We start from the raw sequence: 25,435 nt of genomic DNA, 5'->3' as shown, positions 1-25,435 counted from the left end.
GTAGCTGGACACCTGGCTGGGGACCAGACAAAGGCAGTGAAAACTCTCGCGATAAAACGTGCTTTGTGGAGAATCGCAGCGTCTATTCCATCAGCGCCATAAAAGCTTGGTTCAATGCTCTGTAGTCGGGCTTCTTTATTGCAGCTCCGCGGACCTTGCAGGGTATTCTAGGCGCCTTGAATATGTGACCGGAGTAACGGCAATGACCGATGTTGTAGCCCATGATGCCGAGCTGGATGCCAGTGGGCTGAACTGCCCATTGCCGCTGCTCAAGGCCAAGATGGAACTCAATCGCCTGGCCAGTGGCGCGGTGCTCAAGGTCATTGCCACCGATGCCGGGTCCCAGCGTGACTTCCGCACTTTCGCCCGGTTGGCCGGTCATACCCTGCTGCGTGAAGAGGACGAGGCTGGGGTTTATCGTTATTGGCTGAAAAAGGCCTGACTGCCGTTCACCGCTTTCATCTAAGGATCATTGATGTTCAAAGTGCTACGTGACTGGATACAACGCTATTTCTCGGATGAAGAGGCGGTGGTGCTGGCGGTCTTGCTGTTTCTGGCCTTCGCTGCCGTCCTGACCCTGGGCGGAATGCTCGCACCGGTGCTGGCGGGCATGGTCCTGGCTTACCTGATGCAGGGGCTGGTGCTGAGCCTGGAGCGGCTGCGCTTGCCCGGAGGGGCAGCGGTAGGGTTGGTGTTCGCCCTGTTCATGGGGTTGCTGCTGGTGTTCATCCTGGTGGTGGTGCCGCTGCTCTGGCATCAGTTGATCACCCTGTTCAACGAGCTGCCTGGCATGCTCGCAAAGTGGCAATCGTTGTTGCTGCTGCTGCCCGAGCGCTATCCGCACTTGGTGTCGGATGAGCAGGTGCTGCAGGCCATCGAGGTGGCGCGAGGCGAGATCGGCAAGTTCGTGCAGTGGGCGCTGACCTTCTCTCTGTCCAGCCTGCCCTTGCTGGTGAACATCATGATCTACCTGGTGCTGGTACCGATTCTGGTGTTCTTCTTCCTCAAGGATCGGGCGATGATCAGCCGCTGGGTCATCGGTTATCTACCGCGGGAGCGAACGCTGATCACCCGGGTGGCCCAGGAGATGAACCGGCAGATCGCCAACTACATCCGTGGCAAGGTCATCGAGATCGTGATCTGCGGTGGGGTGACCTACATTGCCTTCGTCGCGCTGGGCCTCAACTATGCGGCCCTGTTGGCGCTACTGGTGGGGATTTCGGTGGTGGTGCCCTATGTCGGGGCGGTGGTGGTGACGGTGCCAGTGGCGCTGATTGCTCTATTCCAGTGGGGTTGGAGCGATCAGTTCATCTACCTGATGGCGGTCTACGGGATCATCCAGACCCTAGACGGCAACGTGCTGGTGCCACTGCTGTTTTCCGGGGCGGTGAACCTGCATCCGGTGGCGATTATCTGTGCAGTGCTGTTGTTCGGCGGGTTGTGGGGGTTCTGGGGGATATTCTTTGCGATTCCCCTGGCCACCTTGTTCAAGGCGGTGCTGGATGCCTGGCCGAGGAAGGACCCGGTGGTGGCGCCTTTACTCTAGATAATGCGGGGCGGCTGATTCAGCCGCCCCGCTGCTTTCAGGCCTTGTTCAGGGCCTGGGCCGCGGCCAGTACGGCGTCGACATGGCCAGGAACCTTGACCCCGCGCCACTCCTGGCGCAGCACGCCGTCCTTGTCGATGAGAAAGGTGCTGCGGTCCACGCCCAGGTATTCCTTGCCGTAGAGCTTCTTCAGCTTGATCACGTCAAACAGTCGGCAGACGGCTTCATCCTTGTCGCTGATCAGCTCGAAGGGGAACTCCTGCTTGCACTTGAAGTTTTCGTGGGATTTCAGGCTGTCGCGGGAGATGCCAAAGATCTCGGTGTTGGCGGCCTGAAAGGCGGCGTATTGATCACGAAAGCCCTGGCCCTCGGTGGTGCAGCCCGGGGTGCTGTCCTTGGGGTAGAAGTAGATCACCACTTGCTTGCCCTTGAGGTCGGACAGGCTGACGGTCTGGCCACTGGTGGCTGGGGCCTGGAAATCGGCGACGGGTTGGTCGATAGCAACGGCCATGGGAGCTTCCTTACATGGGGTTCTGTGGGCGCCAGGGTTCGATCAGCGCATCGAGGTTCATGGCGTCGGCAAAGTCCAGGAACTGGTCGCGCAACCAGCTGATCTGGGTGCCGGCGGGCAAGGTCACGGTAAACGTGGCGTTGAGCATGGTGCCGCCGGTTTGCGGAGCCTGGTAGGTATCGCAGGTGAGGTTTTCCAGCTCGACTTGATGATCGATGAAGAACTGGCACAGCTCATTGATGATGTCCGAGCGGTACGCCGAGCTGACGTAGGCGACATAAGGCAGGGCTTGGGGACGGTTCTCCAAAGCGGCGCTGCGCACCACGTTGACCGTGAAGGCGTGCTTCTTGGCCAGGAACGGCAGGCCACCTTCCAGGCGTGCCAGGGCGTCCCAGCTGCCGGAAATCTCTAGAACCAGCGCGCTGCACTCGCCATGCCGGGTCAGGCGCGAGGTCACCACGGCGCAGCGATTTTCATGGCTGGCGCGGCACAGGACGTTGGTCAGCTCCATGGGGTTGGCGCCGAGGGCACTGATGACAAGGAATTGTTCGCGAACTGTGGGGGTGGACATGCAGCATTCCTAAAGCGATGAGCGGTCGATACTTTTAACAAGTCGGTGTCGGACAAGTCCGGCAAGCGAATCTTCAAGGCCTTGAACCACAAGCCGGCGCCAGGCCCCGAAACTCTCGGAACACAGGCTGGCAACGCAGGAATGGGGCTTTAGAGATCCAACAGGCAGGCAATAACCCGGTTTACACGCTTATCAGTAGCGATCAAAGCCTGAAGGGTAGCGAAAAGCATCGCTCAGGGGAATGCTCAAGGCGCGGGACTTCGCTTGTGCAAGGAACTTGGCGCCAGTACCATTACCGCTCTCTTTTTCCGGCAGGAGCGGTTGCATGATTGCGGGCAGTATGGTGGCACTGGTCACACCCATGGATGCACAGGGGAATCTCGACTGGGACAGCCTGAGCAAACTGGTGGACTTCCACCTGCAAGAGGGCACCAACGCCATCGTGGCGGTCGGCACTACAGGTGAGTCGGCCACCCTGGATGTCAACGAACACATCGAAGTGATTCGTCGGGTGGTTGCCCAGGTTGCAGGGCGTATCCCGGTGATTGCCGGTACCGGTGCCAACTCGACGCGTGAAGCGATCGAACTGACCACCAACGCGAAGAACGCCGGCGCCGATGCTTGCCTGCTGGTGACCCCGTACTACAACAAGCCGACCCAGGAAGGCCTGTATCAGCATTTCCGCGCCATTGCCGAGGCCGTGGACATCCCGCAGATCCTCTACAACGTACCGGGCCGCACCGCTTGCGACATGCAGGCCGAGACCGTGATTCGCCTGTCCACCGTGAAAAACATCATCGGAGTCAAGGAAGCCACCGGCGACCTGCAGCGCGCCAAGGACATCCTGGCAGGCGTGAGCAGCGACTTCCTGGTGTATTCCGGCGATGACGCAACGGCGGTCGAGCTGATCCTGCTGGGCGGCAAGGGCAATATCTCGGTGACTGCCAACGTAGCTCCGCGTGCCATGAGCGAGCTGTGCGCGGCAGCGATGGCCGGCGATGCTGTCAAGGCCCGAGCGATTCACCAAACATTGATGCCGCTGAACAAGACCTTGTTCATCGAATCCAACCCTATTCCCGTGAAATGGGCCCTGCACGAAATGGGCTTGATGCCGGACGGTATCCGTCTGCCGCTCACCTGGCTCAGTGCAGCCTGTCACGAACCGCTGCGGCAGGCCATGCGCCAGTCCGGCGTCTTGGTTTAATTGAGGAAGTACAACGCATGAAGCGAATGGCCGGACTTTCCGCACTTGCCTTGATTATCTCCAGCACCAGTGGCTGCGGTTGGATCTGGGGCCCGGAAGGCTACTTCCGTGACCGGGGTAGCGATTATCTGCAAGCGCAACAAACAGCACCGATGCAATTGCCGCCGGATGTTCAGACTGCCAAGCGTCTGGATCCGTTGCTGCCGATTCCGCGCAACGTAGCGGATGACAACGTCAAGGGCGAGTACCAGGTACCGCGTCCGCAGCCGCTGTCGGCAATTGCCGATGCCAGCGATTACACCTTGCAGAAAAGCGGGGATTCCCGTTGGGTCATGGCCCAGCATCCACCGGCCGAAGTCTGGCCGGTCGCGGTGCAGTTCTTCCAGGACAACGGTTTCCGCCTGGATCAGCAGCGTCCGCAGACAGGTGAGTTCACCACCAGCTGGCAGCGTTCCGACGAGCTTTCCACTGCTGTGGCCAAGCGCCTGAGCAGTGCCGGTGTTGCCGCCGGCAGCGAGACCCGTGTGCGGGTGCGTATCGAGCCGGGCGTCCAGCGCAACACCAGCGAAGTCTACGTGGTCAGCGCCGAGCGTCCCGCCGGTAGCACTGCCGATGTGGACTTCACCAACCGTTCGCTCAACACCGGCCTGGACGCTGCGCTGGTGGATGACATGCTGGCAAGCATGAGCCGTACCTCCGAGAAGGGTGGTTCGGTTTCCCTGCTGGCGGCACGTGATTTCGATACCCCGAGCCGGGTCAGCCTCAGCGAAGACGGCAGCGGCAACCCGGTGCTGAACCTGGGCGCCGATCTCGATCGCGCCTGGTCCAGTGTCGGCCGCGCCCTGGAGCAGGGCGAGTGGCGGGTTGAGGACATCAACCGCAGCCTGGGCCTGTACTACATCAACCTGGCGGAAAAAGCCGAGAAGAAAAACGACGAGCCAGGCTTCTTCGGCAAGTTGTTCGGCAGCAAGCCGGCCAAGGAAGAGATCGAAGCCCGCGCCGAGCGTTATCAGGTTCGCCTGAGCAAGGTGGGTGAGAACGTACAGGTCACCGTCGAGAAGAACATCAACACCGTGGCGCCTGCCGATGTGGCGCGCAAAGTGTTGGGCGTGATTCAGGACAACCTGGGCTGATCAGATGCGTTTTGCCGTTCTCGGCAGTGGTAGCCAAGGGAATGGCACGCTGATCGCCAGTGCTGACACTTACGTTTTGGTGGATTGTGGTTTCTCCTTGCGGGAAACCGAGCGGCGCCTGCTGCGCCTGGGAGTCGATCCCGCACAGCTGAGCGCCATCCTGGTGACCCACGAACATGCCGACCACGTGCATGGCGTGGGTTTGCTGTCTCGGCGCTACAATCTACCGGTCTACCTCAGCCAGGGTACTTTGCGCGGGATGCGCAAGCCCGTGGAGCCCACAGGGTTTGTCAGCGCTGGTGAGTCATTGCAGATCGGCGCTTTGTGCATCGATGTGATTGCCGTTGCCCACGATGCCCAGGAGCCTACGCAGTTTGTCTTCAGCGATGGTCAGCGCCGTTTCGGCCTGCTGACCGACCTGGGTTCCTACTGTGCTGGTGTGCTGGACGGTTACCGTGGGCTGGATGCCTTGATGATCGAGGCCAATCACTGCCGCGACCGGCTGGCTCGTGGTCATTACCCGTACTTTCTCAAGCAGCGGGTTGGCGGCGATCAAGGACATTTGAACAACCATCAGGCCGCAAGCCTGGTGGCCGAATTGGGATGGCAGGACCTGCAGCATCTGGTCCTGGCCCATCTGAGCAGCAAGAACAACCTGCCGCAGCTGGCCCGGCAATGTTTTGTCGACACCCTTGGGTGCGACCCGGACTGGCTGCAACTGGCCGATCAAGATTCAGGGCTCGACTGGCGTCACATCGCCTAGCCCACCTACTTAGCAAGCGGAGCCCATCATGGAAAAACGTGAAGAACTCTACCGCGGCAAAGCCAAATCGGTTTACAAGACTGATGACGCCGACCGCTTGATCCTGCTGTTTCGCAACGACACCTCGGCGTTCGACGGCAAGCGCATCGAGCAGCTGGACCGCAAGGGGATGGTGAACAACAAGTTCAACGCCTTCATCATGCAGAAACTCGAAGCCGCCGGCGTGCCGACCCAGTTCGACAAGCTGCTGGGCGACAACGAGTGCCTGGTGAAGAAGCTCGACATGATCCCGGTCGAATGCGTCGTGCGTAACTACGCTGCCGGCAGCCTGGTCAAGCGCTTGGGCGTGGAGGAGGGCATGAAGCTCAACCCCTACACCTTCGAGCTGTTCCTCAAGGACGACGCCAAGGGCGACCCGTTCATCAACGAATCCCACGTGGTGGCATTCGGCTGGGGCACTGCCGAGCAACTGGTACGCATGAAAGAGTTGTCGCTCAAGGTCAACGAGGTCCTCAGCAAGCTGTTCGACGATGCCGGCCTGCTGCTGGTGGACTTCAAGCTGGAGTTCGGTGTGTTCAGCGACGGCTCCATCGTCCTGGGTGACGAGTTCAGCCCGGACGGCTGCCGTCTGTGGGACAAGGCTACCAAGAAGAAAATGGACAAGGACCGCTTCCGCCAGGGCCTCGGTGATGTGATCGAAGCCTACGAAGAAGTCGCCCAACGCCTCGGCGTACCGCTGTAATCGACGCAAGCATCTGATAGCACGGAAAAAAATTGCTCGGGGGCTTCGCATCCGGCAAAGGTGCTGTTATGATGCGCGCCGTTGGAGAGATGCCAGAGTGGCCGAATGGGACGGATTCGAAATCCGTTGTACCTTCACCGGTACCTAGGGTTCGAATCCCTATCTCTCCGCCATTATTGAACAAGACTAAGCCCCTGTAATCGTTGAAGATTACAGGGGCTTTTTCGTTTCTGTAGTATTTGTTAGGGCATTTTTAGGGCAAAAAGAGTGCCGCTCTGGTCCGCCCGGCCCCCGAGCATTTTCGATACGTTACCCGCCATGCTCTTGGCGTCCTTGGGTATTCAGCGCCCGTGGTGCTTGCTGATGATCATGGTGGCGGGTAAGCCATGGCATTACTCGGCACCGCAAGTTCCTGCGTCCTATAGAGAGCAGGTGATCTGCATGGTTTTTTCATCTTCTCTGGTTTCGAGCCGGATGCCGGAAGTAGTGGCGGGAGGAGGCGATGCCGGCAGGTATCCTGTCCTTCAAGTTTGCTGACAAGATACGCCAACGTCATTTGAAGGCCGCAAGCAGTGGTGTTGATGTTCTGGCTCTTGCCAGGTACCGCTCCTGCATCAGGGTCAGTACGACGGTCAGGCTCATGAAGGTCACGCTGGCCCAGAAGATGGCCGTGGGGTGCCCTTGGTCCAGCATCCAACCGAAGCCGATGGGCCCGATTGCGCCACCGATGTTGAAACCGGTGGAGACGATGCCGAAGGTTTTGCCTTCAGCCCCTTTGGGCGATGCCGCCCGCACTAGCATGTCGCGCGAGGGTGCGATCAAGCCCGTCAGAAACCCGGTGGCGCCAAGAGCGATGATCAGTGCCAGTTCGCTCAAGCTGGTCGTGGCAACAATGGCTGTCAATACGGCGGCCAGTGCAAAAGCAGTGGCCGCAACCACCCCATGGCGCTGGGTACGATCGGCCAGCGCACCACCGGCCAGTACGCCAAAAGCGCTGGCAAACAGGAACGCCGTCAGCGCCGAATTGGCCCAGGGCAACGTCGCACCTTGCCCTTGCATCAAGGCGGCGACAGAGAATTTCTCAATCGCACTGGTGCTCAGGTTCAACAGCACGAACAGCAAGGTCAGGCTCAGGATCATCGGCGAGAGCAGTGACAGCCGTCGGGTGCTGGCGATATTGAGTACAGGCTCTGGTGCGCGGCGCACGTGGACAACCCGTGCCAGCCCCGAACCGGGTATCAACAACAGCCCCAGCGCGACAAAACCTACCAGCGCAGCGCCAACGAATGCGAGCCTCGGGTCGCTCGCGGTGGCAATTCCCAGCAGAAACACCGGAGCAATGGCGGCGCCCAGAAACCCGGCAAAGGTATGGACAGAGAATGCCTTGCCGATGTGGGCCGGATTGATCTCTTGAGAGAGCAACGCATAGTCGGCCGGGTGGTAGACGGCGTTGGCAACCCCGGCCAACGCCATGCCAATCAGTAAACAGCCGTAGCTTGGGAATAGTGCGATCAGCAGGAAACTGATGCTGCCCAGGGCAACCCCGGCGATCAGCAAGCGCCTGGCCCCGTAGTGATCGACGACAAAGCCCATGGGGGCCTGCACCAGTGCCGTGACGATATTGAAGACGCTCAGGGCCAGGCCCAGTTCCACATAACCCACGTCAAAAAAAACCGGCAGCACGGGAAACAGGGCCGCCAGCACCATGATGTGCAAGTGACTGACAAAGTGCGCCGTTGCTACCTGAGGAAGCAGTCCGACATGAACAATTGACATGGATAAACCTGTTCGATGAGCGTCAACGCTCTGGCAAGAAGTATTTTGCTAAACCGGCTGAGTCGTTGCCTGTCGGCGGTAGAAAAATACAGGGGCGGGCCAGCTCGGCGCTGATCTTAAGCACCTCATGCTCTTGCGTGATAGTCCATTGCTGGCGATGTAAACAGACCACTTTGGTCAGTGGCCGGAGTGACGCACATACGCCGAGGCAGCGCTGCGCTCGCTCATTTGGATGGGCAGGCACTGCCGGTTGTCTCTGCCGTTAATTTGCACCAGGCGAACCGGGCGACATGATCCTTGTGTGGATTGCCGCCCAGGCACAACGCCTGTTGCTGAGCTATGCCCCGAGCTACCGGCTGCCAGACCTTGCCCTAGCGAGTTTTCAGTGCATTGGCCAGGCGCAGCATGGCCGCTTCGATTTCATGAGCGGTCAAAGACGAGTAACCCAATAACCAGCCTTGTTTCTTCTCCTCGCCGGCGTACAAGTGGCTCAGGCCGGAAAGTTGCACGCCGGCGCTGGCTGCTTGGCGGATGGTTTTTTCTTCAGACCAGCCATCGTGCAGCAGGCAGGGAATTTGTAGTCCGCCGGGAGGGCGCAAGGCAGTGACGATGCCGTCCAGGTGCTTGCCGATCGCGTCGAGCATGATGGTTCGGCGCCCGGCATACAGCTTGCGCATGGCCCGGACATGGGCGTTGTAATGGCCGTCCTCCATAAAGCGCGCCAGGGTCAGTTGCAAGATTTGTGGCGTGTGGCCGTCCATCATGCTGCGCGCGTAGGTGAAGGCTTTGATCAACTCGTGAGGCAGTACCATGTAGCCCATTCGCAACCCAGGATAGAGGGTCTTGCTGAAGGTGCCGATGTAGAGCGTACGCTGGTACTTGTCCAGGCCCTGTACACAGGCGGTCGGTTGCCCGTCGTAGTGGAACTCGCTGTCGTAGTCGTCTTCGATGACCCACTTGCCCTTCTGCGCTGCCCAGTTGATCAACTCAAGACGACGTTCCAGCGGCAAGGTCGCGCCGGTGGGGTATTGATGAGACGGCGTGACATAGACGCAATTGGCGCCGCTGCGGTCGGCATACAGCAGGTCGGTGCGTATGCCCAGTTCATCGACATCGATGGGCAGAACCTTGGTCTCGGCGGTCTGAAAGGCCTTCTTGGCGCCGTAGTAGCCCGGGTTTTCCAGCAGAATCGGTTTGCCGACATCCACCAACAACTGGGCACACAGAAAAAGCGCCTGGCGCGTGCTGCTCAACACCATGATCTGGTCGGGGGAGCATTTGGCCCCGCGCTCAAGGTTCAAGTAGGTGGCAATCGCCTTGCGCAGCGGCTCGGCTCCTTGCGGGTCACCGTGCAACAGCACGTTGGCGCGATAGTCCTTCAAGACCTGGCGTTGCAGGCGCTCCCAGACATCGGTGGGAAAGCTGCGGGTTTCCGGCAGGCCGGTGGCAAATGCCTTGATCACCTGCTGATCGTTCACACCGCCACTGTCGAAGATCATCCGCCCGCGCTGGCTCAAGCCCGCCCCCGGTGCTGCCTGGCTGCTTTTGACCTCTTGCGCCTTGATGCGGCGGCGTGCCGCGCCTCGCAATTCGGTTCCCACCGTTTCGCAGACATAGCTGCCGGCCCCTTCGCGCCGCACGATAAAACCGTCCCGATGCAGCTGCACATAGGCGTTCTCCACGGTGTCACGGGCAACGCCGAGTGACTTGGCCAGCACCCGAGTCGCGGGCAGCTTCAAACCGGGGTCCAGGGCGCCGTCGAGGATCAGCTCACGCAGTGCGCGCTGAATCCGCTGGTGCAGATCCAGCAACTGAAACTCAACATCGTTGAGGCGCATTTTCAGCGTTTCCAGCTCGAACGTTTTCGCCATGCGGTCTGCCTTACTTTAATAAATTGGCCTGCAAAGGCAGTCCAGTCTATCCGTAGAATTCACTCCTCGTCATTGCCTTTGTGCCGGGCGAGCAGGCGTGTTGCCAGCGATTTTGAACAGGGCTTAGTCAGCTATGGCCAGCTCACGCTGGCGGCTGTCGAGGTGTCGAGCAACTTCATGAAGGGTTTTGTCCGCATGCATGGCTGAGACAGGGAACGCTTCAGTCGCCGCCGACGGTTCGGAAAGTGGTCTGGTTACCTATGAAAACGTGCCGAGGAAAAACACGCCATTTCAGCCTTATAAATTCCCCCTGATCCGAGGCCAAACACCTCGTTTTGCAAGGAGCAAAGCCATCATGTCTTCTTCAGTATCCCCATCGGCCCTGCGTCTAGGCGACCTTGTGCATCCGGTAATCGCCGGTCTGATTTCAGTCATCGTCAACTATGGCGGCACGTTCATCCTGGTCTTTCAGGCCGCCAAGGTCGCCGGGCTCAGCCCAGAGCTGACGGCGTCGTGGGTATGGTCGGTGTCGATTGGCGTGGGTATTACCGGGCTGTTTCTGAGTTGGGTGAGCCGTGAGCCGATCATTACTGCCTGGTCGACACCCGCCGCGGCCTTTCTGGTCGTTGCGCTGTCCACCACGCCTTACGTCGAGGCAGTGGGTGCGTACATCATTTCGGCTGTCGCCTTCGTGCTGCTGGGGTTGTCCGGTTGCTTCGAAAAAGTCATCCGCCTGATTCCCCCTGGCGTGGCTGCGGGCCTGCTGGCCGGTATCCTGCTGCAGTTCGGTATCGGCGCGTTTGCTGGCATGAGTATTGACCCGGTATTGGTCGGGGCGCTGGTTGCCGCTTACGTTGTGCTCAAGCGCTTTACCGCGCGCTACGCGGTGGTGGGCATTCTGGTGCTGGGGCTGGGGTTTCTTCTGACGCAGGGCCGTGTGGATCTTTCGGGGTTGGCGCTGCAATTCGCGGCACCGGTATTCACCCGGCCTGAGTTCTCGATCAATGCGTTGCTCAGCGTGGCGCTGCCGCTGTTTCTGATCACACTCACCGGCCAGTACATGCCGGGCATGCTGGTGCTGCGCAACGATGGCTTCAGCACCAGCGCCAACCCGATCCTGACAGTCACAGGGCTGGGCTCCGTGCTGATGGCGCCCTTCGGTTCCCATGCCTTCAACGTCGCAGCCATCACGGCGGCCATCTGCACCGGCAAGGAAGCCGCGGAGGATCCGTCCAAGCGCTGGATCGCCGGGGTCGCCGCAGGCGTGTTCTACATCCTCGTGGGGATTTTCGGGGTAACCCTCGCCGCGGTGTTCATGGCGCTCCCGGCCACCTTCATTACGACGCTGGCGGGGCTAGCCCTGCTCGGCACTATCGGCACCAGCCTGGCCAGCGCCATGGCTGAGGTCAAATCCCGCGAAGCCTCGCTGATCACTTTTCTGGCATCCGCCGCGAACATCACCTTGCTGGGGATCGGTGGGGCGTTCTGGGGCTTGCTGATCGGCCTGGCGGCCTACGCCTTGCTCAATGGCCGCTTGCCGACTCGCAAGGCGGAGATCATTCCGGCAGCCGATGCTGTTGTGAAAACCCAAGGAACCCGCCACTGATGATCACTCAACTGCAAGACATCACCACCCTGCACGAGGGTCATGGCCGTTACCCGCAAGCCACCAGCGTCGAGGACTTTTGTCGCAACCTGGCAGCCGTGCAGCAGCGTATCGCCAACGCCTGTCAGCGGGTCGGGCGTGATCCGGCGGGTGTGCGCCTGCTGCCGGTCAGCAAAACCTTTGACGAAGCTCATCTGCGTCTGGCCTACGCGGCCGGCTGCCGGTTACTGGGTGAGAACAAGGTGCAGGAAGCGCAGCAAAAATGGCAGGCCATGACCGATCTGGCCGACCTGCAATGGTCGGTCATCGGCCACCTGCAAACCAACAAGGCCAAGCAGGTGGCGCGTTTTGCCAGTGAGTTTCAGGCATTGGACAGCCTGCGCGTGGCCGAGGCCCTGGATCGTCGCCTGCACATTGAGGGGCGCCAACTGGATGTGTTCGTCCAGGTCAATACCTCCGGCGAAGTCAGTAAATACGGCCTGGCGCCCGAAGCCGTCGCGGACTTTTTGCACGCCCTGCCGGCGTTCTCGGCGTTACGGGTGCGCGGGCTGATGACGCTGGCGCTGTTTTCCGCCGACGTGGCCCGTGTCCGGCCTTGCTTTGTACGGCTGCGTGAATTGCGCGAGCGCCTGCGCCAGCACGCCCCGGCGGGCGTCGGGCTGGAGGAGTTGTCCATGGGGATGTCCGGTGATTTCGAAGTCGCCATTGAAGAGGGGGCGACCGTGGTGCGTGTCGGTCAGGCCATCTTCGGCGCACGTGCCATGCCGGATGCCTACTACTGGCCAACCGCGGATGTCCGTCCGGGAGGCGATGTTCCCCCAGCAACTTGATTCACCCATTACAGGCAGCCATGCGATGTCCAGCGGTTATCTGTTGGCCCTGCGAATGCTGATGCGGTTGATCTGTGAAGGCTCGCAAAACAACGACATTGCAGTGTGTCTCTCTCGGCACTTGCCATGAACCGGCTCACTTTCCCAACCAAGGACTCCTTCATCATGTACGACTCAACGCTGACCCTTAAAGCATTCGACGCCGAGCTGTATGAGGCGATTCATGACGAAGAACATCGTCAGGAAGACCACGTCGAACTGATCGCTTCGGAGAACTACGCCAGCCCTCTGGTGATGAAAATCCAGAGCACCGTGCTCACTAATAAGTACGCCGAAGGCTACCCAGGCAAGCGCTACTACAGCGGCTGCGAGTATGTCGACGTGGCGGAACGGCTGGCGATCGAGCGGGTCAAGACCCTGTTCAACTGCGACTACGCCAATGTGCAGCCGCATGCGGGTGCCCAGGCGAACGCCGCGGTATTCCTGGCCTTGATCAATCCCGGCGACACGGTGATGGGCATGAACCTGGCCCAAGGTGGTCACCTGACCCACGGTAACCCTTCAAACTTCTCGGGCCGTCATTACAAGATCGTTCCTTATGGCCTTGACCCCAAGACCGGCTTTCTCGACTACGACGAGATGGAACGCATCGCCCTGGAAACTCGACCGAAGATGCTGATCGGTGGTTTTTCTGCCTACTCCCGGTACAAGGACTGGGCACGCATGCGGGCCATTGCCGACAAGGTCGGGGCTATTTTCTGGGTCGACATGGCTCACGTCGCGGGACTGGTCGCCGCAGGCGAATATCCGGACCCATTGCCGCACGCACACGTGGTCACCAGTACCACTCACAAGACCTTGCGGGGCCCGCGGGGTGGCTTGATTTTGTCCAAGGGGCAAGACGAAGCGTTCTACAAGAAACTCGATTCTGCGGTATTCCCCGGTGTGCAGGGCGGCCCGCTGATGCACCAGATCGCGGCCAAGGCCGTGGCCTTCAAGGAAGCACTGGCCCCCGAGTTCAAAATCTATCAGGCGCAGGTGCTGAGCAACGCCCGGAGCATGGCCGCCGTGCTGCAACAGCGGGGTTACAAGATTGTCTCCGGTGGCACTGATAATCACATGATGCTGATCGACCTGTCCGACAGACCTTACACCGGCAAGGACGCCGATGCGGCCCTGAGCAGGGCTTACATCACCGCCAACAAAAACTCGGTGCCCAACGACCCACGCTCACCGTTCGTGACCTCTGGATTGCGCATCGGTACCCCAGCCGTCACTACCCGAGGTTTCGGTGTGCTCGAATGCCAACAACTGGCGGGCTGGTTGTGCGACGTACTGGATGCTCTGGAAAGCGGTCGCGGCGACGAGGTCACGCACCACGTGCGCGAACAGGTGGTAGGGCTCTGCCGCCGTCATCCGGTCTATCGTTAATTCTTTACCCCGAGCTATCGCCGTCGAGCTGATTTCCAGAAGACCAAGGGCTGTCCCATGATTCCCATTCAAGACTTACTCGTGTTCGTTGCCGCTGCGCTGCTCATGGTGCTCACGCCCGGACCGAACATGATCTACCTGATTTCCCGCTCGATCTGTCAGGGGCGCAAGGCCGGCATCATCTCTTTGCTGGGGGTGGTAGCGGGTTTCTTCGTGCACCTGTTTGCCGCCGCCGTAGGTTTGACGGCCGTGTTCCTCACTGTACCGATGGCTTATGAAGTGCTGAAGTGGGCCGGAGCGCTGTACCTGATGTGGCTGGCCTGGCAGGCGCTCAAGCCTGGGGCTCGCTCGCCGTTCGAGGCCCGGCAACTGCCGCCGGACTCGTCGAGGAAACTGATCCTGATGGGGTTTCTCACCAGTGCCCTGAACCCGAAAATCGCGGTGTTCTACTTGTCGGTGTTTCCGCAGTTCATCAACCCCGAGCACGGTTCAGTGTTCACCCAGAGTATCGTCCTTGGTCTGACCCAGATCAGCGTAAGCTTTTCGGTCAACCTGCTGATTGCGTTGTTCGCCTCCGGGATTGCCGCGTGGTTCGTCCACAACCCATTGTGGCTGGCGGTGCAGCGCTACGTTATGGGGTTTGTGCTGGCGGGGCTCGCGGTACGTTTAATGCTCGAACAGCGCCGTACCGCGTGATGTGCTGATCGTTACCAGGCTCCAGGTGCACACCGTGTCTCGGCTTTCAGGGTGGGCTAGAAGACTTCGCATCCCAAAGAACTCAACACAAATCGGTTAACGGGAAGCTGGCCTACGAGATTGCGTTGCTCCAAGCAGCCAAGCCCGAATCAGGCCAGCGTGCTCGACGATTTGAGCGACACCGATATCACCACGCTAAGAAGCCGAACTTGAGGCGCTGCAACCGGCAGCAGTCGAAGCCCAAGTTTGCGATCCCTCTTTTCAATACGCCAGCGGCCTTCAATGGGTAATCGGAGCGCTCGCTCAGCTCCCGGTAAAACTCCAGTACCTCCCGGGGCCGGACCACCTGGCAGCGTCGCTCATCAGCCACGCCTTTTATCGCCCCCTTCACTGAACTCTAGCTGTTGAAGCCTCAAGCATAAGTATTCCAAGTTTGTCGGCTCTTACTTGGTGTGCAGTGTGTTGACGGTTATTCGTGGTTTGCAAGTAGGTTAATGACTCTCGCCGGGCATTCAATGACGGTGCCTGCCCGTTATTTTGTAGGTGGTAAGTGCTGCGTTGTGAGTTGTAGGAATTTTCCTGTTGCTCAATCGGAGCATTCCTTTAAATCAAGTCGACGTGGTCTTGATTCAAATCAATCGGCGCTTCGGTATCGTTGCCGCTGCTGACAAACCTGGCTCGCTCTTATCGTTAAAGTTGGTCGTAGTATTAGAGGTCAGCAGTATTAATAAACTTGCAGTGAAAGCGGGTGGGTCTGTTTCTCCTAGGGTGATGGCATAACTTGTCAATCTCTTTAGGTGAAAGGAATTTTGACTCTTGCCCCCTTTGAGCCATTTGAAAAAGGAAATCAGATGAAACATAAGTATCTCCTCTCCATTGCGACTTCCGGCTTGATGCTGGCAGCGTTGACTCCAACTTTTGCTCAGGCCACTGATGGTATTGTCAAGTTCAGCGGCAGCATCTCCGACGTCACTTGCGAGATTAACGGCAAGACCCCCGGCGAAAGTAACGAAATAAACCTTGAACTCGGCACTTTCGCACCGGGTGATTTCAAGAAGGTTTCCGATACCTCCACTCTGAAAGATTTTGAACTGAATCTTACGGGCATCAACTGCACTTCCGATAAAAAGGTCTCCATCGAGTTCGATCAACTCGGTAACGTCGATCCTGCTTCTGGCAACCTCAAGCTGATCGGCAGCAAGCCGGCAACCGGCGTACAGATCCAGGTCTATAACGCCAACGGCACCCAGCCACAGAAAATTGTCTTGGGCCAAGCCGAGGCAGCTCCGCAAGTCGCCACGATCTCGAAGGATAATACCGCGACCCTGAAATACAAGGCTGCTTATGTTGCTACGGCAATACCGGTGGGCGCAGGTTCGGGTATTTCCTACATCCGCTACACCCTGGCCTATCAGTAACAGTCGTTAGTTATTAAGGGGCTGGTCATGACGCCGACAGCGCGTTTTGTAAATCTTCTCGTTATCGGTGTCATGTTTCTGGGGCTGTTCTCTGGGGCTGCGCATGCTGGGATAGTCCTGCAAGGCACTCGGCTGGTTTATCCGGAAGATGCCCGGGAAGTTACATTGAAAATAAGTAACTCCGGCTCTTCAGCTCTTTTGGCGCAAAGTTGGATCGACGAAGGGGATGCCACTAAGTCCCCTGAGGAGATCAAGGTGCCTTTTTTCCTGGCTCCGGCCGTCAGTCGGCTGGAGTCCGGAGGTTCTGCAGTATTGCGCCTGTCTTATTCAAAAGAACCGCTGCCAAAAGATCGTGAGTCGTTGTTCTGGCTGAATGTGCTGGAAACGCCTCCACGTCAGAAAAATGATGAAAACGTACTGCAGTTTGCGTTCAGAACACGCATCAAGATTTTCTTTCGCCCTCAGAACTTGCCTGGCAATGTCGACTCCGCTGGCGAAAAGCTCAAGTGGGAGCTAGTTCGGGCTGGCGGTGCGAAGTCGTCGGTTATCAAAGTGGTTAATCCAACTCCGTACTACATCTCTTTCGGTCGCATGGAAGTTGATCTTGCAGGCCGCCGCTTCGATTTGAAGCCCGGTATGGTCGCGCCCTTTGGGCAAGAGTCTTTCCTCTGGCCGGCTACGGCCCCGACAACTCCGGCAAAGGCTTCTATTCACTATGAAGTGATTAACGATTTCGGTGGCCGTGGGGCACTGGAAAAGCCGCTGCTTTAGTTGGATTTTTCATCCGCTGTAGTTCGAATCCAGCGATTTGGCTTTTGTGGGAGTGTAAGGGACCTCGTTATGTTGAGTATTCAGTGCCGTCGGCACGAATTACCGAGGTGTCCATTTTTATTGTACGGGCGGGGCTTTGCTCCGGTTGCGCAGTCACTTTGTCTGGCGGTCGTGCTGATGGGCAGTTCAATGGCGGTGGTGGGCGAAGAGCGTACTGCGTCCGAGGCGGGAGAGGACCTTGATAATGCCTCCAGCCTGGAGGTGCTGTTCGACAGCGACATGTTGTTCCAAAGCCAGGGAAAGCCCATCGACACTTCGCGCTTTGAGCACCTGGGTTATGTCGCTCCGGGCAAGTACCTGCTTGATCTGGTCGTGAGTGGCCAGTGGCGGGCACTGCAGGAGATCGAGTTCCGCGCCAGCGATGAATCGCCAAACAGCCAGCCCTGCTTCGATCGTTCGTTGTTGCAGAAGTTGGGGATCGATCTGCAGAAGACCGATGCGGCGTTGGGCGCCGGTGTTTCCCATCCACTGATGGGCGAGGGGCTGTTCTGCGGCGACCTGGGTACCTACATCTCCAGAGCAACCACCCTGGTCAAAATCTCGGAGCAGAAGATCGAGCTGTCCGTGCCGCAGATTTTCCTGCAGCCGAACCTGTCGAAAACCTATGTCGATCCTTCGAGCTGGGACACAGGGATTACCGCGGGCGTGCTCAATTACAGCACCAGCCTGTTCAGCTCGCAGAGCGCTGGGCAACGTCAGACCAATGGCTATGCCGGGCTCAATATGGGCTTGAACCTCGGAGCTGTGCGTTTGCGCCACAGTGGCACCGCAACCTGGTCGCCGGACGCTGGCAGCAACTATCAGCGTGGCTATATCTATGCCCAGACCGATTTGCCGACCTGGCGTTCGCAATTGCTGGTGGGCGAAAGCACGACCGATTCCGATCTGTTCGATGCGGTGTCGTTTCGTGGTGTGCGCATGGCCAGTGATTCGCGCATGTTGCCCGATACCCAGCGCTTCTACGCGCCGCAGGTGCGGGGCACGGCCAACTCCAATGCCAAGGTGTCGGTGTATCAGCGTGGATACCTGATCCACGAGACGACGGTTGCCCCGGGGCCGTTCGAGATTTCCGATCTGCAAGCTGCCAGCTTTGGTGGGGACCTGGAGGTGATGGTCACCGAGGCCGATGGCCAGACCAGCCGCTTCACTGTGCCTTTTGCTACCACTGTGCAATTGCTGCGCCCGGGCACCTCCCGCTACAGCTTGACCGCAGGTGAGGTGAATGACCCGGGGCTGGGTGGCAGCAAGCAGTATGTGGCCCAGGGCACCATGCACTATGGGCTGGATAACCAGGTGACCGGTTACGCCGGTACCTCATTCACCGGCAGTTACATGTCCGCCCTGATCGGCAGTGCGTTGAATACTACCGTGGGGGCCTTTGGTGTCGACCTGACTCAGGCCCGCACCGAGATACCCCGAGACGGCAGCATGCAAGGGACCAGCCTGCGTCTTTCCTACAGTAAGAACCTGCCCCTTAGCGGTACTCAATTTTCCTTGTTGGCGTATCGCTACTCCACTCGCGGCTACCTGGGGTTGCATGACGCCGTTGCCCTGCAGGATTACGTCGAGCGTGGTGACAGCGCCGAGTCGTTCGCGCGGGTGCGTGACCGCCTGGATGTGAACATCAACCAGCAATTGAGCGGTACAGGCGGCCAGGTCTATGTCACCGGCTCCAGCCTCAAATACTGGAACCGCAAGGGCCAGACCCTGAACTTTTCCCTGGGCTACGGCAATCAGTGGCGGGGTAACAGTTACTCGTTCACGGCCCAGCGCATGCGGGCCTCCAGCTCCGGAAGACAGTCCGGCCCGGGCTCGGACAACACCTATTTCAGCTTCAGTCTGTCGGTGCCCCTGGGACGTGATGGACAACGTGGAACAACGATCAACTCCTATGCCAGCCATGACCGCAAGTCCGGTGCGCACTACACCAGCGGCATTTCCGGATCACTGGACGAGCGTGGAGATGCCACGTATGCCGTGTCGGCCTCCCATGATCAACGCCAGCGAGAAACTTCGGGCAACGCCAGCCTGAACTATTACCTGCCTGAGGTTTCCCTGAGCTCGAGCTTTTCCCAGGGCCGTGATTATCGCCAAGAGTCCCTGGGGGCTTCGGGAGGCATGATTCTCCATTCGGGGGGGCTGACGCTCTCACAGACCATGAGTGAAACCATGGGCCTGGTGTATGCCCCAAATGCCCAGGGCGCCAATGTCGGGTCCGGCAGAGCTCAGGTGGATCGGCAGGGATACGCCGTGGTAGGCAGTCTGAGCCCCTATCAATTGAACACTGTGGATATCGATCCGAGCGGTATCCCCGACGACGTCGAGTTGCAGCTCAGTTCACGTAATGTCGCACCCGTGGCGGGCTCGGTGGTGATGCTGGCTTATCCGACCCGCCGGGCCAGGGCTTTCCTGGTCGATAGCCAGCAGCCCAATGGCCAGCAATTGCCGTTTGCCGCGATCGCGACCGATGCGCAGAGCGGTGTCGAGCTGGGTGCCGTGGGGCAAGGCAGTCGCCTGGTGCTGCGGTCCGAGCAGGAGCAGGGAACGATCCGGGTGGAGTGGGGCGGTGAGCCCGATGAGCAGTGCCTGATCGACTACCTGTTGCCGCCCCGTGACCAGGCCTCCGCTACCGGTTATGTCCTGCTCCAGCAACCTTGCCGGGCCGTGCCCGCTGACGATGCCCGGGCCATCAAGTCAGGAGCGCAATCGTGATGCGCTTCGCTGCGGTGCCTCGCCAACCCTGTCAAGGGCAGCGCTGGTTGGTTGCCGGGTTGTTGGCGGCATTCAGTGCCTGGGCCCAGGCGGACCTGTCGATTGTCGGTACGCGGTTTATCTATCCCGCCGGCAAGCCGGCCATCAGCATCCGGGTCGGCAATATCGGCCAGGCACCGATTCTGTTGCAGGCCTGGTTGGACAAGGGCGATGCGCAAGCCGATCCCAGTGCGCTGGTGGTGCCGTTCGTGCTGTCGCCGCCGATATCTCGACTCGAGCCCCGGCAGAACGCAGCGCTGCTCCTGCGCTACAGCGGCGAGCCGCTGCCCGGCGATCGCGAGTCGGTGTTCTGGATCAACTTTCTTGAAGTACCGCCCCTGGCGGCCGCGAAGGACAACCTGTTGCGGCTGGCATCGCGGATGCGCATGAAGCTGCTGTACCGGCCTCAGGGCTTGTCCGGCAAGGCTGACGAAGCGGTCCACCAACTGCGCTGGCGCCTTGCGGCGGCGGGGCAGGGTGGCGCTGCGCTGCTGGCCGGCAACCCGACCCCGTACTACGTGTCCTTTGCCGGGCTGGCACTGGGCGGCGGTACCCGTTCGATCACCTTGCAGGGGATCACCGTGGAGCCCTTCGGCTCGGCGCGGATCGCCCTGCCCGACATGCAGGGAATTACCCCGGATCAGGCGGTGGTTCATTACCAAGTGGCAACTGACAGCGGGGAGACGCTGAGTGGAAGTGCGCGGATACAAGACTGAAGTTGCCTTGGAGAAATCATTCAATGGCCAGGTTTCCAGGTGCCCTGACGGGACTCGGCAACACTTGTCCAGAAGCTGTTTGAGTTTGCTTCTGATGCTGCCGGGACTGGCGACTGCTGCGGTAAATGTGCCCAACGTGGGGCAGGCTGCGGTGTATGTGCCCAACGCCGGGCAGGCGATGCGTGACATTGAGGCCACGCAACCGGCCTTGCCGGAGCCGCCGGCGCCGGAACTGGACCTGCCGGCGAAGCCGCCGAGCGCCCCTGCCCAGGCTCCGGATACCTCCGGCATCCGCCTGCAGGTCAACGATTTCGTGATCGTCGGCAATCAGGTGTTCAGCAACGAGACGCTGCAGGCTGAGCTGGCGGACCTCAAGGGTCAGGAACTGGATCTGAACCAGCTGCGCGCGGCTGCCGAGCGTCTGACCACCTATTACCAGAACCAGGGCTACATGCTGGCCCGGGCCTTCCTGCCGGCCCAGGACATCGAGGACGGCGTGGTACGTATCGAGGTCATGGAAGGCCGTTACGGCCGTATTCAAGTGAACAACCAGTCCCGGGCCCTGAATTCAGTGATCACCGGCCCGCTGTCGTTGTTGCAAAGCGATGCCGCGGTGCGCAGTGACGATCTTGAGCGCAGCCTGCTGCTGTTGAGCGACCTTCCCGGGGTCCGGGTCAAGGGCACCCTGAGTGCCGGTGAGCAGCGCGGCACCACCGACCTGCTGGTCAATGCACAGCCCGGACCCTGGGCCAGCGGCACCCTGGAAGCCGACAACTTCGGCGGCTACTACACCGGCGAATATCGCCTGGGGGGCAGCCTCAACCTCAACAACCCCTTGCGCCTGGGCGACCAGCTCAACTTGCGGGTGCTGGGCAGTGATGAGGACCAGCGCTACTACCGCGCCGCCTACAAACTCCCGGTAGGCCCCTGGTCGACCAGCCTGGGCGTGGCCTATTCGCGGATGAACTACGAGTTGAGCCGCGACTTCGAGGTGCTGGAGGCCCACGGCGAGGCCAGCATCGGCAGTGTCTTCATCACCCAACCGCTGATCCGCAGCCGCACCTTCGATCTCAGCGCCCAGCTGCAGTACGAGGACAAGCGCCTGCGGGACGACATCGACCTGTTCGAAGTCAGCAGCCAGAAGCATGTGGAACTCTGGAGCCTGAGCCTCAACGGCAACTCCCAGGACAGCCTGCTCGGCGGCGGGCAGAACTTCTTCTACCTCACCTACGGCAGTGGCCGGTTGAGCATCGACGACCCGATGGACCAGTGGCGCGACCACTTCACGGCCGGCACCAACGGTGGCTTTCAGAAGCTCAACCTGAATGCCGCGCGCCTGCAGTACCTGAGCCCGCGCTTCCAGCTCTACAGCCAGTTCAACGGCCAATGGTCCTCGACCAACCTGGACAGCTCGGAAAAATTCGGCATCGGCGGGCCCTTCGATGTGCGCGCCTATCCCCAGGGTACCGGCAGCGGCGACCAGGGCTGGCAGGCCAGCCTGGAGCTGCGCTTCCTCCCGGCCCCGCGCTGGCAGCTCAAGGCGTTTATCGATCACGGCGCGGTGCAGGTCAACAAGCGCCCCTGGATCCACGATGAGAACCGCCGCCAGCTTTCGGGCGCCGGTGTGGGTGCCAGTTGGAGCGGTCCTTCGCAACAGATCAGCGTGACCAGTGCCTGGGCCCTGGACAACAACCAGGAAGGCAGCGGCCCCGAGCGCACGCCGCGAATCTGGGCCAGCGCGACACAGTATTTCTGAAGGCGCGCGTGCGCTTCGGATGTAGTGCCGCCCTGCATAGGGTGCAGGGCGTTAATCAGCAAAATAAGGAGTCAACGTGAATAAGGTTTATGCATTGGTATGGAACCAGGCCCAGGGCTGCTGGAGTGTGGCCGACGAAGGGGCGCGGCGCCGTCGGCGTTCCGGAACCCGCAAAGGCCTGGTGGTGATGGTGGCCGGGTTGCTGGGCATAGGCGCTTTACCTATGGCCTTCGCGCTGCCGACTGGAGAAAACATAACCTTCGGACAGGCAGACATCCTGACGTTCGAGAATGGCAAACAGATGTCGATCAACCAGCACTCGGACAAGCTGATCACCGAGTGGAACGACTTCAGCGTGAACCGCGGCCAGACGGTGACCTTCAGCCAGCCGACCAAGACCTCGGTCGCCCTGAACCGGGTGATCGGCGTCAACGGCAGTAATATCCAGGGGCAGATCAACGCCAACGGCCGGGTGTTCCTGATCAACCCCAATGGCGTGGTATTCGGCAACAACGCTCAGGTCAACGTCGGTGGCCTGGTGGTCTCGACCAAGAACATCAGCGATGACAACTTCAAGGCCGGCAACTACAAGTTTGCCGGGACCTCACAAGCTGAAATCGTCAACAACGGCGTGATTACTACCACCGATGGTGGCAGTGTGGCCCTGCTCGGCAAGAGCGTGCGCAACGAAGGCGACATCAAGGCGCAAAAGGGCCGTGTGGCCCTGGGTGGCGGCGACGCGTTCACCGTCAGCTTCGACAGCAACAACCTGCTGGACCTGAAAGTCGATGCCGCGGCGATCAATGCGCTGGTCAGCAACGGCGGCCTGCTCAAGGCCGATGGCGGGCAGGTGTTGATGACCGCACGCAGTGCCGGCTCGATGCTGCAGACCGTGGTCAACAACCAGGGCGCCATCGAAGCCAATACCCTGTCGCGCAAGGCCGGCAAGATCACCCTGGACGGCGGTGATGTCGGCGTGGTCAACGTCGGTGGCTCGATGAGCGCCAACGCACTGACTTCGATCGGTGATGGCGGTGTCGTGGAGACCAAGGGCGCCGACACCAAGGTGCAACTGGCCGCCCGGGTCAACACCTTGGCCACCAATGGCAAGGCCGGTACCTGGAAGATCAGTTCCACCGATATCAATGTCAGCCCAACCTCCACCCCCGGCAGCAACAACGTGTATGCCGATACCCTGTCGTTTAACCTGGCTTCCACCAACGTCGAGTTGAGCAGCAAGTCCGGCGACGTTTCGATCGACGGTGACATCAACTGGAGCAGCGGCAATCACTTGAACGTCGCTTCGGCCCGGGACATCAACCTCAATAAAAACCTGAAGGCCAGCGGTACAGGCGCCCGTGTCGAGCTCCAGGCCGATCGGGACATCAAGCTCAATGGTGCGGTAGCGCTGACCGGTGCCAACAGCAGCCTCGGCCTGGTCTACGGCAACAGCTATGTCCTGGGCGATCGCGGCCAGGTCACCCTGTCCGGCAGCGGCGCTTCGTTCGACGTCAATGATGACCTGTACACAGTGATCCAGAACTCCGCGCAGTTGCAGGCGATCGGCACCAACCTCGGTGGCCTGTATGTGCTGGGCAATGACATCAAGGGCACCGGCATCATCAAGACCATTGGTGGCAACAGACAGTTCAACGGAATCTTCGAGGGCCTAGGCAATACCATCAGTGGTTTCACCGTCAATACCGATGGGCCTTACGGTGGTCTGTTCGGTCGATCGTCCGGCAGTATCAGCAACCTCAAGCTGGCGTCGATGAGAATCAACGGTACTACCTCCAACTCAGGCTTCGGAAAAATCGGTGGCTTGGTGGGCGAGAACACCGGCCGCATCGAAAACGTCAGTGGCACCAACCTGGTCGTGAACGCCAACAGCAATCAGACCAACACCGTCGGTGGCCTGGTCGGCGTCAACGCCGGCGGCAGCATCAACCGTGGATCGGTGACCGGTACGGTGACCGGTAACAACAACACCTTGGCCATGGGCGGCCTGGTCGGCGAAAACAATGTTGGCCGCGCCGGTGTGGGGAGCATTACCAATAGCTCCACCAACGTGCAGGTGTTGGGCACCGTACAGCTCAGTGAGGTGGGTGGCATGGGCGGCCTGGTGGGGATCAACAAGGGCGGGGAAATCAAGGGCTCTTCGAGTGCCGGTACGATCGGAACGGGTTTCCGTCCACCCGTTAACCCACCCGTTCGCCCACCTTACATCGACCCGAACCTGGGTGGTTTGGTGGGCTACAACCAAGGCGGCCTGATTGAGAACGCCAGTTCCTCGGTCAATGTCTGGGGTTATGCCGCCAGCCGCATCGGTGGTCTGGTGGGGACCAACAAAAGTGGCACCATCATCGACTCCAGCGCCAGTGGTGCAGTTACGGGTGCAGCGTCCTTGGCCGCAGGTGGCTTGGTGGGCTTCAACCAGAACAGCGAGCTGAAGAACGTCAAGGCCACTGGTACGGTCACTGACTCCACCGGCACCAACATTGGCGGTCTGGTGGGCAAGAGCGAGGACAGCCAGATCCACACCGCGGAAGCGACCGGCAATGTGACAGGTGGTGCCAACAGCAATGTCGGTGGCCTCATCGGACACAACTTTGGCGGCAACACCGAATATGTCGTGGCTCGTGGCAATGCCAGCGGCGGCAACATCAGCAACGTCGGCGGGTTGGTGGGTTACAACGACGGTGACCTGAGTTCGGCCGAAGCCAGTGGTAACGTCCGCGGCGGCGTCACCAGCTTCGTCGGCGGCCTGGTGGGTACCAATGGCGACCTTGTCGATCACCGCATCAATAGCGCATCGGCCAAAGGCGACGTAGTGGGCGGTGATCGGAGTGCGGTTGGCGGCCTGGTCGGTCAGAACAAGTCGTTCATCACCAACTCCCTGGCCGATGGCCAGGTGAGCGGCGGCGTCTCTGCCCTCCTGGGCGGACTGGTCGGCTTGAACACGGGCGATCTGCGTAACTCTTCGGCCTCCGGCAAGATCAACTTCGTTGCGCGCAACGCCCAGACCTACGGTGGCCTGGTCGGGGTCAACTACGGCGACATGCGCTACAACAGGGCGGAGGAGCTGGCGGCGCAAGTGCCAGCGGTCGGCCTGAACGAGGGCGATATCCGCAACTGATGACCGGTACCCACTGATCTGAGGAAGGGCAGTTCCCCGGTGCACCTGGCTGATGCCTGGCGTACCGGGTGCTGACTGATGACGGGTACCTGCTTGTCTCGTTCCTTGATGATCTTTCTTAAGGGTGGCCGGAAGCAGCCGGCCACT

The 25,435-nt window shown here is 60.0% G+C and carries 21 protein-coding genes, 1 tRNA gene and 1 pseudogene; 17 read left to right on the top strand and 6 right to left on the bottom strand.

Going from position 1 to position 25,435, the window contains the following annotated elements:
* The first annotated feature begins 202 nt into the window (after positions 1 to 202).
* Together GV819_RS19270 and GV819_RS19265 are read left to right on the top strand one after the other, a co-directional pair.
* Positions 203 to 442, top strand: a complete 240-nt coding sequence (locus GV819_RS19270; RefSeq protein ID WP_011059792.1) for a sulfurtransferase TusA family protein — start codon at positions 203 to 205, stop codon at positions 440 to 442.
* Positions 443 to 475: 33 nt separating this feature from the next.
* Positions 476 to 1,546: an AI-2E family transporter gene (locus GV819_RS19265; RefSeq protein WP_161757635.1), complete on the top strand. Its 1,071-nt coding sequence runs from the start codon at positions 476 to 478 to the stop codon at positions 1,544 to 1,546.
* 37 nt (positions 1,547 to 1,583) lie between these two features.
* On the opposite strand, the gene GV819_RS19260 is transcribed toward GV819_RS19265, so the two are convergent.
* On the bottom strand, positions 1,584 to 2,057 hold the full coding sequence (locus GV819_RS19260; RefSeq protein ID WP_161757634.1) for a peroxiredoxin: 474 nt from the start codon (positions 2,055 to 2,057) through the stop codon (positions 1,584 to 1,586).
* Positions 2,058 to 2,067: 10 nt separating this feature from the next.
* Positions 2,068 to 2,628, bottom strand: a complete 561-nt coding sequence (locus tag GV819_RS19255; protein WP_161757633.1) for a glycine cleavage system protein R — start codon at positions 2,626 to 2,628, stop codon at positions 2,068 to 2,070.
* Positions 2,629 to 2,953: 325 nt separating this feature from the next.
* Between GV819_RS19255 and dapA the strand changes: the two genes are divergently transcribed.
* The 5 genes from dapA (at position 2,954) to GV819_RS19230 (ending at position 6,643) form a co-directional block, all read left to right on the top strand.
* Complete coding sequence (gene dapA / locus GV819_RS19250; RefSeq protein WP_161757632.1) at positions 2,954 to 3,832, top strand: 4-hydroxy-tetrahydrodipicolinate synthase; 879 nt, start codon at positions 2,954 to 2,956, stop codon at positions 3,830 to 3,832.
* A 17-nt stretch (positions 3,833 to 3,849) separates the two neighbouring features.
* Entirely contained in the window at positions 3,850 to 4,965 is a 1,116-nt protein-coding gene (gene bamC / locus GV819_RS19245; protein ID WP_161757631.1) for an outer membrane protein assembly factor BamC, read from the top strand.
* Between the two features lie 4 nt (positions 4,966 to 4,969).
* Positions 4,970 to 5,728, top strand: coding sequence for an MBL fold metallo-hydrolase (locus tag GV819_RS19240; protein WP_161757630.1), 759 nt, complete (start codon positions 4,970 to 4,972; stop codon positions 5,726 to 5,728).
* A 28-nt stretch (positions 5,729 to 5,756) separates the two neighbouring features.
* A complete protein-coding gene (gene purC / locus GV819_RS19235; protein ID WP_161757629.1) occupies positions 5,757 to 6,470 on the top strand; it encodes a phosphoribosylaminoimidazolesuccinocarboxamide synthase in 714 nt (237 codons plus the stop codon).
* A gap of 83 nt (positions 6,471 to 6,553) precedes the next feature.
* Positions 6,554 to 6,643: transfer RNA gene (locus tag GV819_RS19230), tRNA-Ser, on the top strand.
* A gap of 379 nt (positions 6,644 to 7,022) precedes the next feature.
* Here GV819_RS19230 and GV819_RS19225 read toward each other — a convergent pair.
* Both GV819_RS19225 and GV819_RS19220 read right to left on the bottom strand, forming a co-directional pair.
* Positions 7,023 to 8,240 carry an MFS transporter gene (locus GV819_RS19225; RefSeq protein ID WP_434738438.1) on the bottom strand — a complete coding sequence of 406 codons (1,218 nt, stop codon included), beginning with the start codon at positions 8,238 to 8,240 and terminating at the stop codon, positions 7,023 to 7,025.
* Between the two features lie 377 nt (positions 8,241 to 8,617).
* Positions 8,618 to 10,117 carry a PLP-dependent aminotransferase family protein gene (locus GV819_RS19220; protein WP_161757627.1) on the bottom strand — a complete coding sequence of 500 codons (1,500 nt, stop codon included), beginning with the start codon at positions 10,115 to 10,117 and terminating at the stop codon, positions 8,618 to 8,620.
* 355 nt (positions 10,118 to 10,472) lie between these two features.
* Between GV819_RS19220 and GV819_RS19215 the strand changes: the two genes are divergently transcribed.
* The 4 genes from GV819_RS19215 to GV819_RS19200 all read left to right on the top strand — a co-directional run bounded on the left by GV819_RS19215 (position 10,473) and on the right by GV819_RS19200 (position 14,680).
* Positions 10,473 to 11,723 (top strand): benzoate/H(+) symporter BenE family transporter, encoded by a 1,251-nt coding sequence (locus tag GV819_RS19215; RefSeq protein WP_161757626.1) that lies wholly within the window; start codon positions 10,473 to 10,475, stop codon positions 11,721 to 11,723.
* Entirely contained in the window at positions 11,723 to 12,553 is an 831-nt protein-coding gene (locus tag GV819_RS19210; RefSeq protein WP_161757625.1) for a YggS family pyridoxal phosphate-dependent enzyme, read from the top strand. The genes GV819_RS19215 and GV819_RS19210 overlap by 1 nt, the downstream gene beginning before the upstream one ends.
* Positions 12,554 to 12,718: 165 nt before the next feature.
* A complete protein-coding gene (gene glyA, locus GV819_RS19205; RefSeq protein ID WP_161757624.1) occupies positions 12,719 to 13,984 on the top strand; it encodes a serine hydroxymethyltransferase in 1,266 nt (421 codons plus the stop codon).
* A 57-nt stretch (positions 13,985 to 14,041) separates the two neighbouring features.
* Positions 14,042 to 14,680, top strand: coding sequence for a LysE family translocator (locus GV819_RS19200; RefSeq protein ID WP_161757623.1), 639 nt, complete (start codon positions 14,042 to 14,044; stop codon positions 14,678 to 14,680).
* Between the two features lie 253 nt (positions 14,681 to 14,933).
* Here the strand turns inward: GV819_RS19200 and GV819_RS33830 are convergent.
* Both GV819_RS33830 and GV819_RS19195 read right to left on the bottom strand, forming a co-directional pair.
* Positions 14,934 to 15,035, bottom strand: a pseudogene (locus tag GV819_RS33830) (DUF932 domain-containing protein); the annotation flags it as partial.
* 274 nt (positions 15,036 to 15,309) lie between these two features.
* A complete protein-coding gene (locus GV819_RS19195) occupies positions 15,310 to 15,540 on the bottom strand; it encodes a hypothetical protein (protein WP_161757622.1) in 231 nt (76 codons plus the stop codon).
* Here GV819_RS19195 and GV819_RS19190 point away from each other — a divergent pair.
* The 6 genes from GV819_RS19190 (at position 15,532) to GV819_RS19165 (ending at position 25,288) form a co-directional block, all read left to right on the top strand.
* Positions 15,532 to 16,098, top strand: a complete 567-nt coding sequence (locus GV819_RS19190; protein WP_161757621.1) for a fimbrial protein — start codon at positions 15,532 to 15,534, stop codon at positions 16,096 to 16,098. The two genes, GV819_RS19195 and GV819_RS19190, sit on opposite strands and share 9 nt — an antisense overlap.
* Before the next feature lie 27 nt (positions 16,099 to 16,125).
* Entirely contained in the window at positions 16,126 to 16,869 is a 744-nt protein-coding gene (locus tag GV819_RS19185; protein WP_161757620.1) for a fimbrial biogenesis chaperone, read from the top strand.
* Between the two features lie 177 nt (positions 16,870 to 17,046).
* Positions 17,047 to 19,641, top strand: coding sequence for a fimbria/pilus outer membrane usher protein (locus tag GV819_RS19180; RefSeq protein WP_161757619.1), 2,595 nt, complete (start codon positions 17,047 to 17,049; stop codon positions 19,639 to 19,641).
* Positions 19,641 to 20,396 (top strand): fimbria/pilus periplasmic chaperone, encoded by a 756-nt coding sequence (locus GV819_RS19175; protein ID WP_161757739.1) that lies wholly within the window; start codon positions 19,641 to 19,643, stop codon positions 20,394 to 20,396. The genes GV819_RS19180 and GV819_RS19175 overlap by 1 nt, the downstream gene beginning before the upstream one ends.
* Complete coding sequence (locus GV819_RS19170) at positions 20,371 to 22,152, top strand: ShlB/FhaC/HecB family hemolysin secretion/activation protein (protein ID WP_161757618.1); 1,782 nt, start codon at positions 20,371 to 20,373, stop codon at positions 22,150 to 22,152. Before GV819_RS19175 ends, GV819_RS19170 begins: the two co-directional genes overlap by 26 nt.
* A gap of 76 nt (positions 22,153 to 22,228) precedes the next feature.
* Positions 22,229 to 25,288: a GLUG motif-containing protein gene (locus tag GV819_RS19165; protein ID WP_161757617.1), complete on the top strand. Its 3,060-nt coding sequence runs from the start codon at positions 22,229 to 22,231 to the stop codon at positions 25,286 to 25,288.
* Positions 25,289 to 25,435: the final 147 nt, after the last annotated feature.

Source organism: Pseudomonas sp. Fl5BN2, assembly GCF_009908205.1.
In the GTDB taxonomy this organism is placed as follows: Bacteria; Pseudomonadota; Gammaproteobacteria; order Pseudomonadales; family Pseudomonadaceae; genus Aquipseudomonas.
The sequence above is the reverse complement of the archived record's forward strand: the minus strand, read 5'-3'. Positions and strand labels throughout refer to the sequence as shown.

Coding starts and splice junctions, on each gene's coding strand:
- GV819_RS19270 (WP_011059792.1), top strand. CDS start 203: ATGACCGATGTTGTAGCCCATGATGCCGAGCTGGATGCCAGTGGGCTG.
- GV819_RS19265 (WP_161757635.1), top strand. CDS start 476: ATGTTCAAAGTGCTACGTGACTGGATACAACGCTATTTCTCGGATGAA.
- GV819_RS19260 (WP_161757634.1), bottom strand. CDS start 2,057: ATGGCCGTTGCTATCGACCAACCCGTCGCCGATTTCCAGGCCCCAGCC.
- GV819_RS19255 (WP_161757633.1), bottom strand. CDS start 2,628: ATGTCCACCCCCACAGTTCGCGAACAATTCCTTGTCATCAGTGCCCTC.
- dapA (WP_161757632.1), top strand. CDS start 2,954: ATGATTGCGGGCAGTATGGTGGCACTGGTCACACCCATGGATGCACAG.
- bamC (WP_161757631.1), top strand. CDS start 3,850: ATGAAGCGAATGGCCGGACTTTCCGCACTTGCCTTGATTATCTCCAGC.
- GV819_RS19240 (WP_161757630.1), top strand. CDS start 4,970: ATGCGTTTTGCCGTTCTCGGCAGTGGTAGCCAAGGGAATGGCACGCTG.
- purC (WP_161757629.1), top strand. CDS start 5,757: ATGGAAAAACGTGAAGAACTCTACCGCGGCAAAGCCAAATCGGTTTAC.
- GV819_RS19220 (WP_161757627.1), bottom strand. CDS start 10,117: ATGGCGAAAACGTTCGAGCTGGAAACGCTGAAAATGCGCCTCAACGAT.
- GV819_RS19215 (WP_161757626.1), top strand. CDS start 10,473: ATGTCTTCTTCAGTATCCCCATCGGCCCTGCGTCTAGGCGACCTTGTG.
- GV819_RS19210 (WP_161757625.1), top strand. CDS start 11,723: ATGATCACTCAACTGCAAGACATCACCACCCTGCACGAGGGTCATGGC.
- glyA (WP_161757624.1), top strand. CDS start 12,719: ATGTACGACTCAACGCTGACCCTTAAAGCATTCGACGCCGAGCTGTAT.
- GV819_RS19200 (WP_161757623.1), top strand. CDS start 14,042: ATGATTCCCATTCAAGACTTACTCGTGTTCGTTGCCGCTGCGCTGCTC.
- GV819_RS19190 (WP_161757621.1), top strand. CDS start 15,532: ATGAAACATAAGTATCTCCTCTCCATTGCGACTTCCGGCTTGATGCTG.
- GV819_RS19195 (WP_161757622.1), bottom strand. CDS start 15,540: ATGTTTCATCTGATTTCCTTTTTCAAATGGCTCAAAGGGGGCAAGAGT.
- GV819_RS19185 (WP_161757620.1), top strand. CDS start 16,126: ATGACGCCGACAGCGCGTTTTGTAAATCTTCTCGTTATCGGTGTCATG.
- GV819_RS19180 (WP_161757619.1), top strand. CDS start 17,047: ATGGGCAGTTCAATGGCGGTGGTGGGCGAAGAGCGTACTGCGTCCGAG.
- GV819_RS19175 (WP_161757739.1), top strand. CDS start 19,641: ATGCGCTTCGCTGCGGTGCCTCGCCAACCCTGTCAAGGGCAGCGCTGG.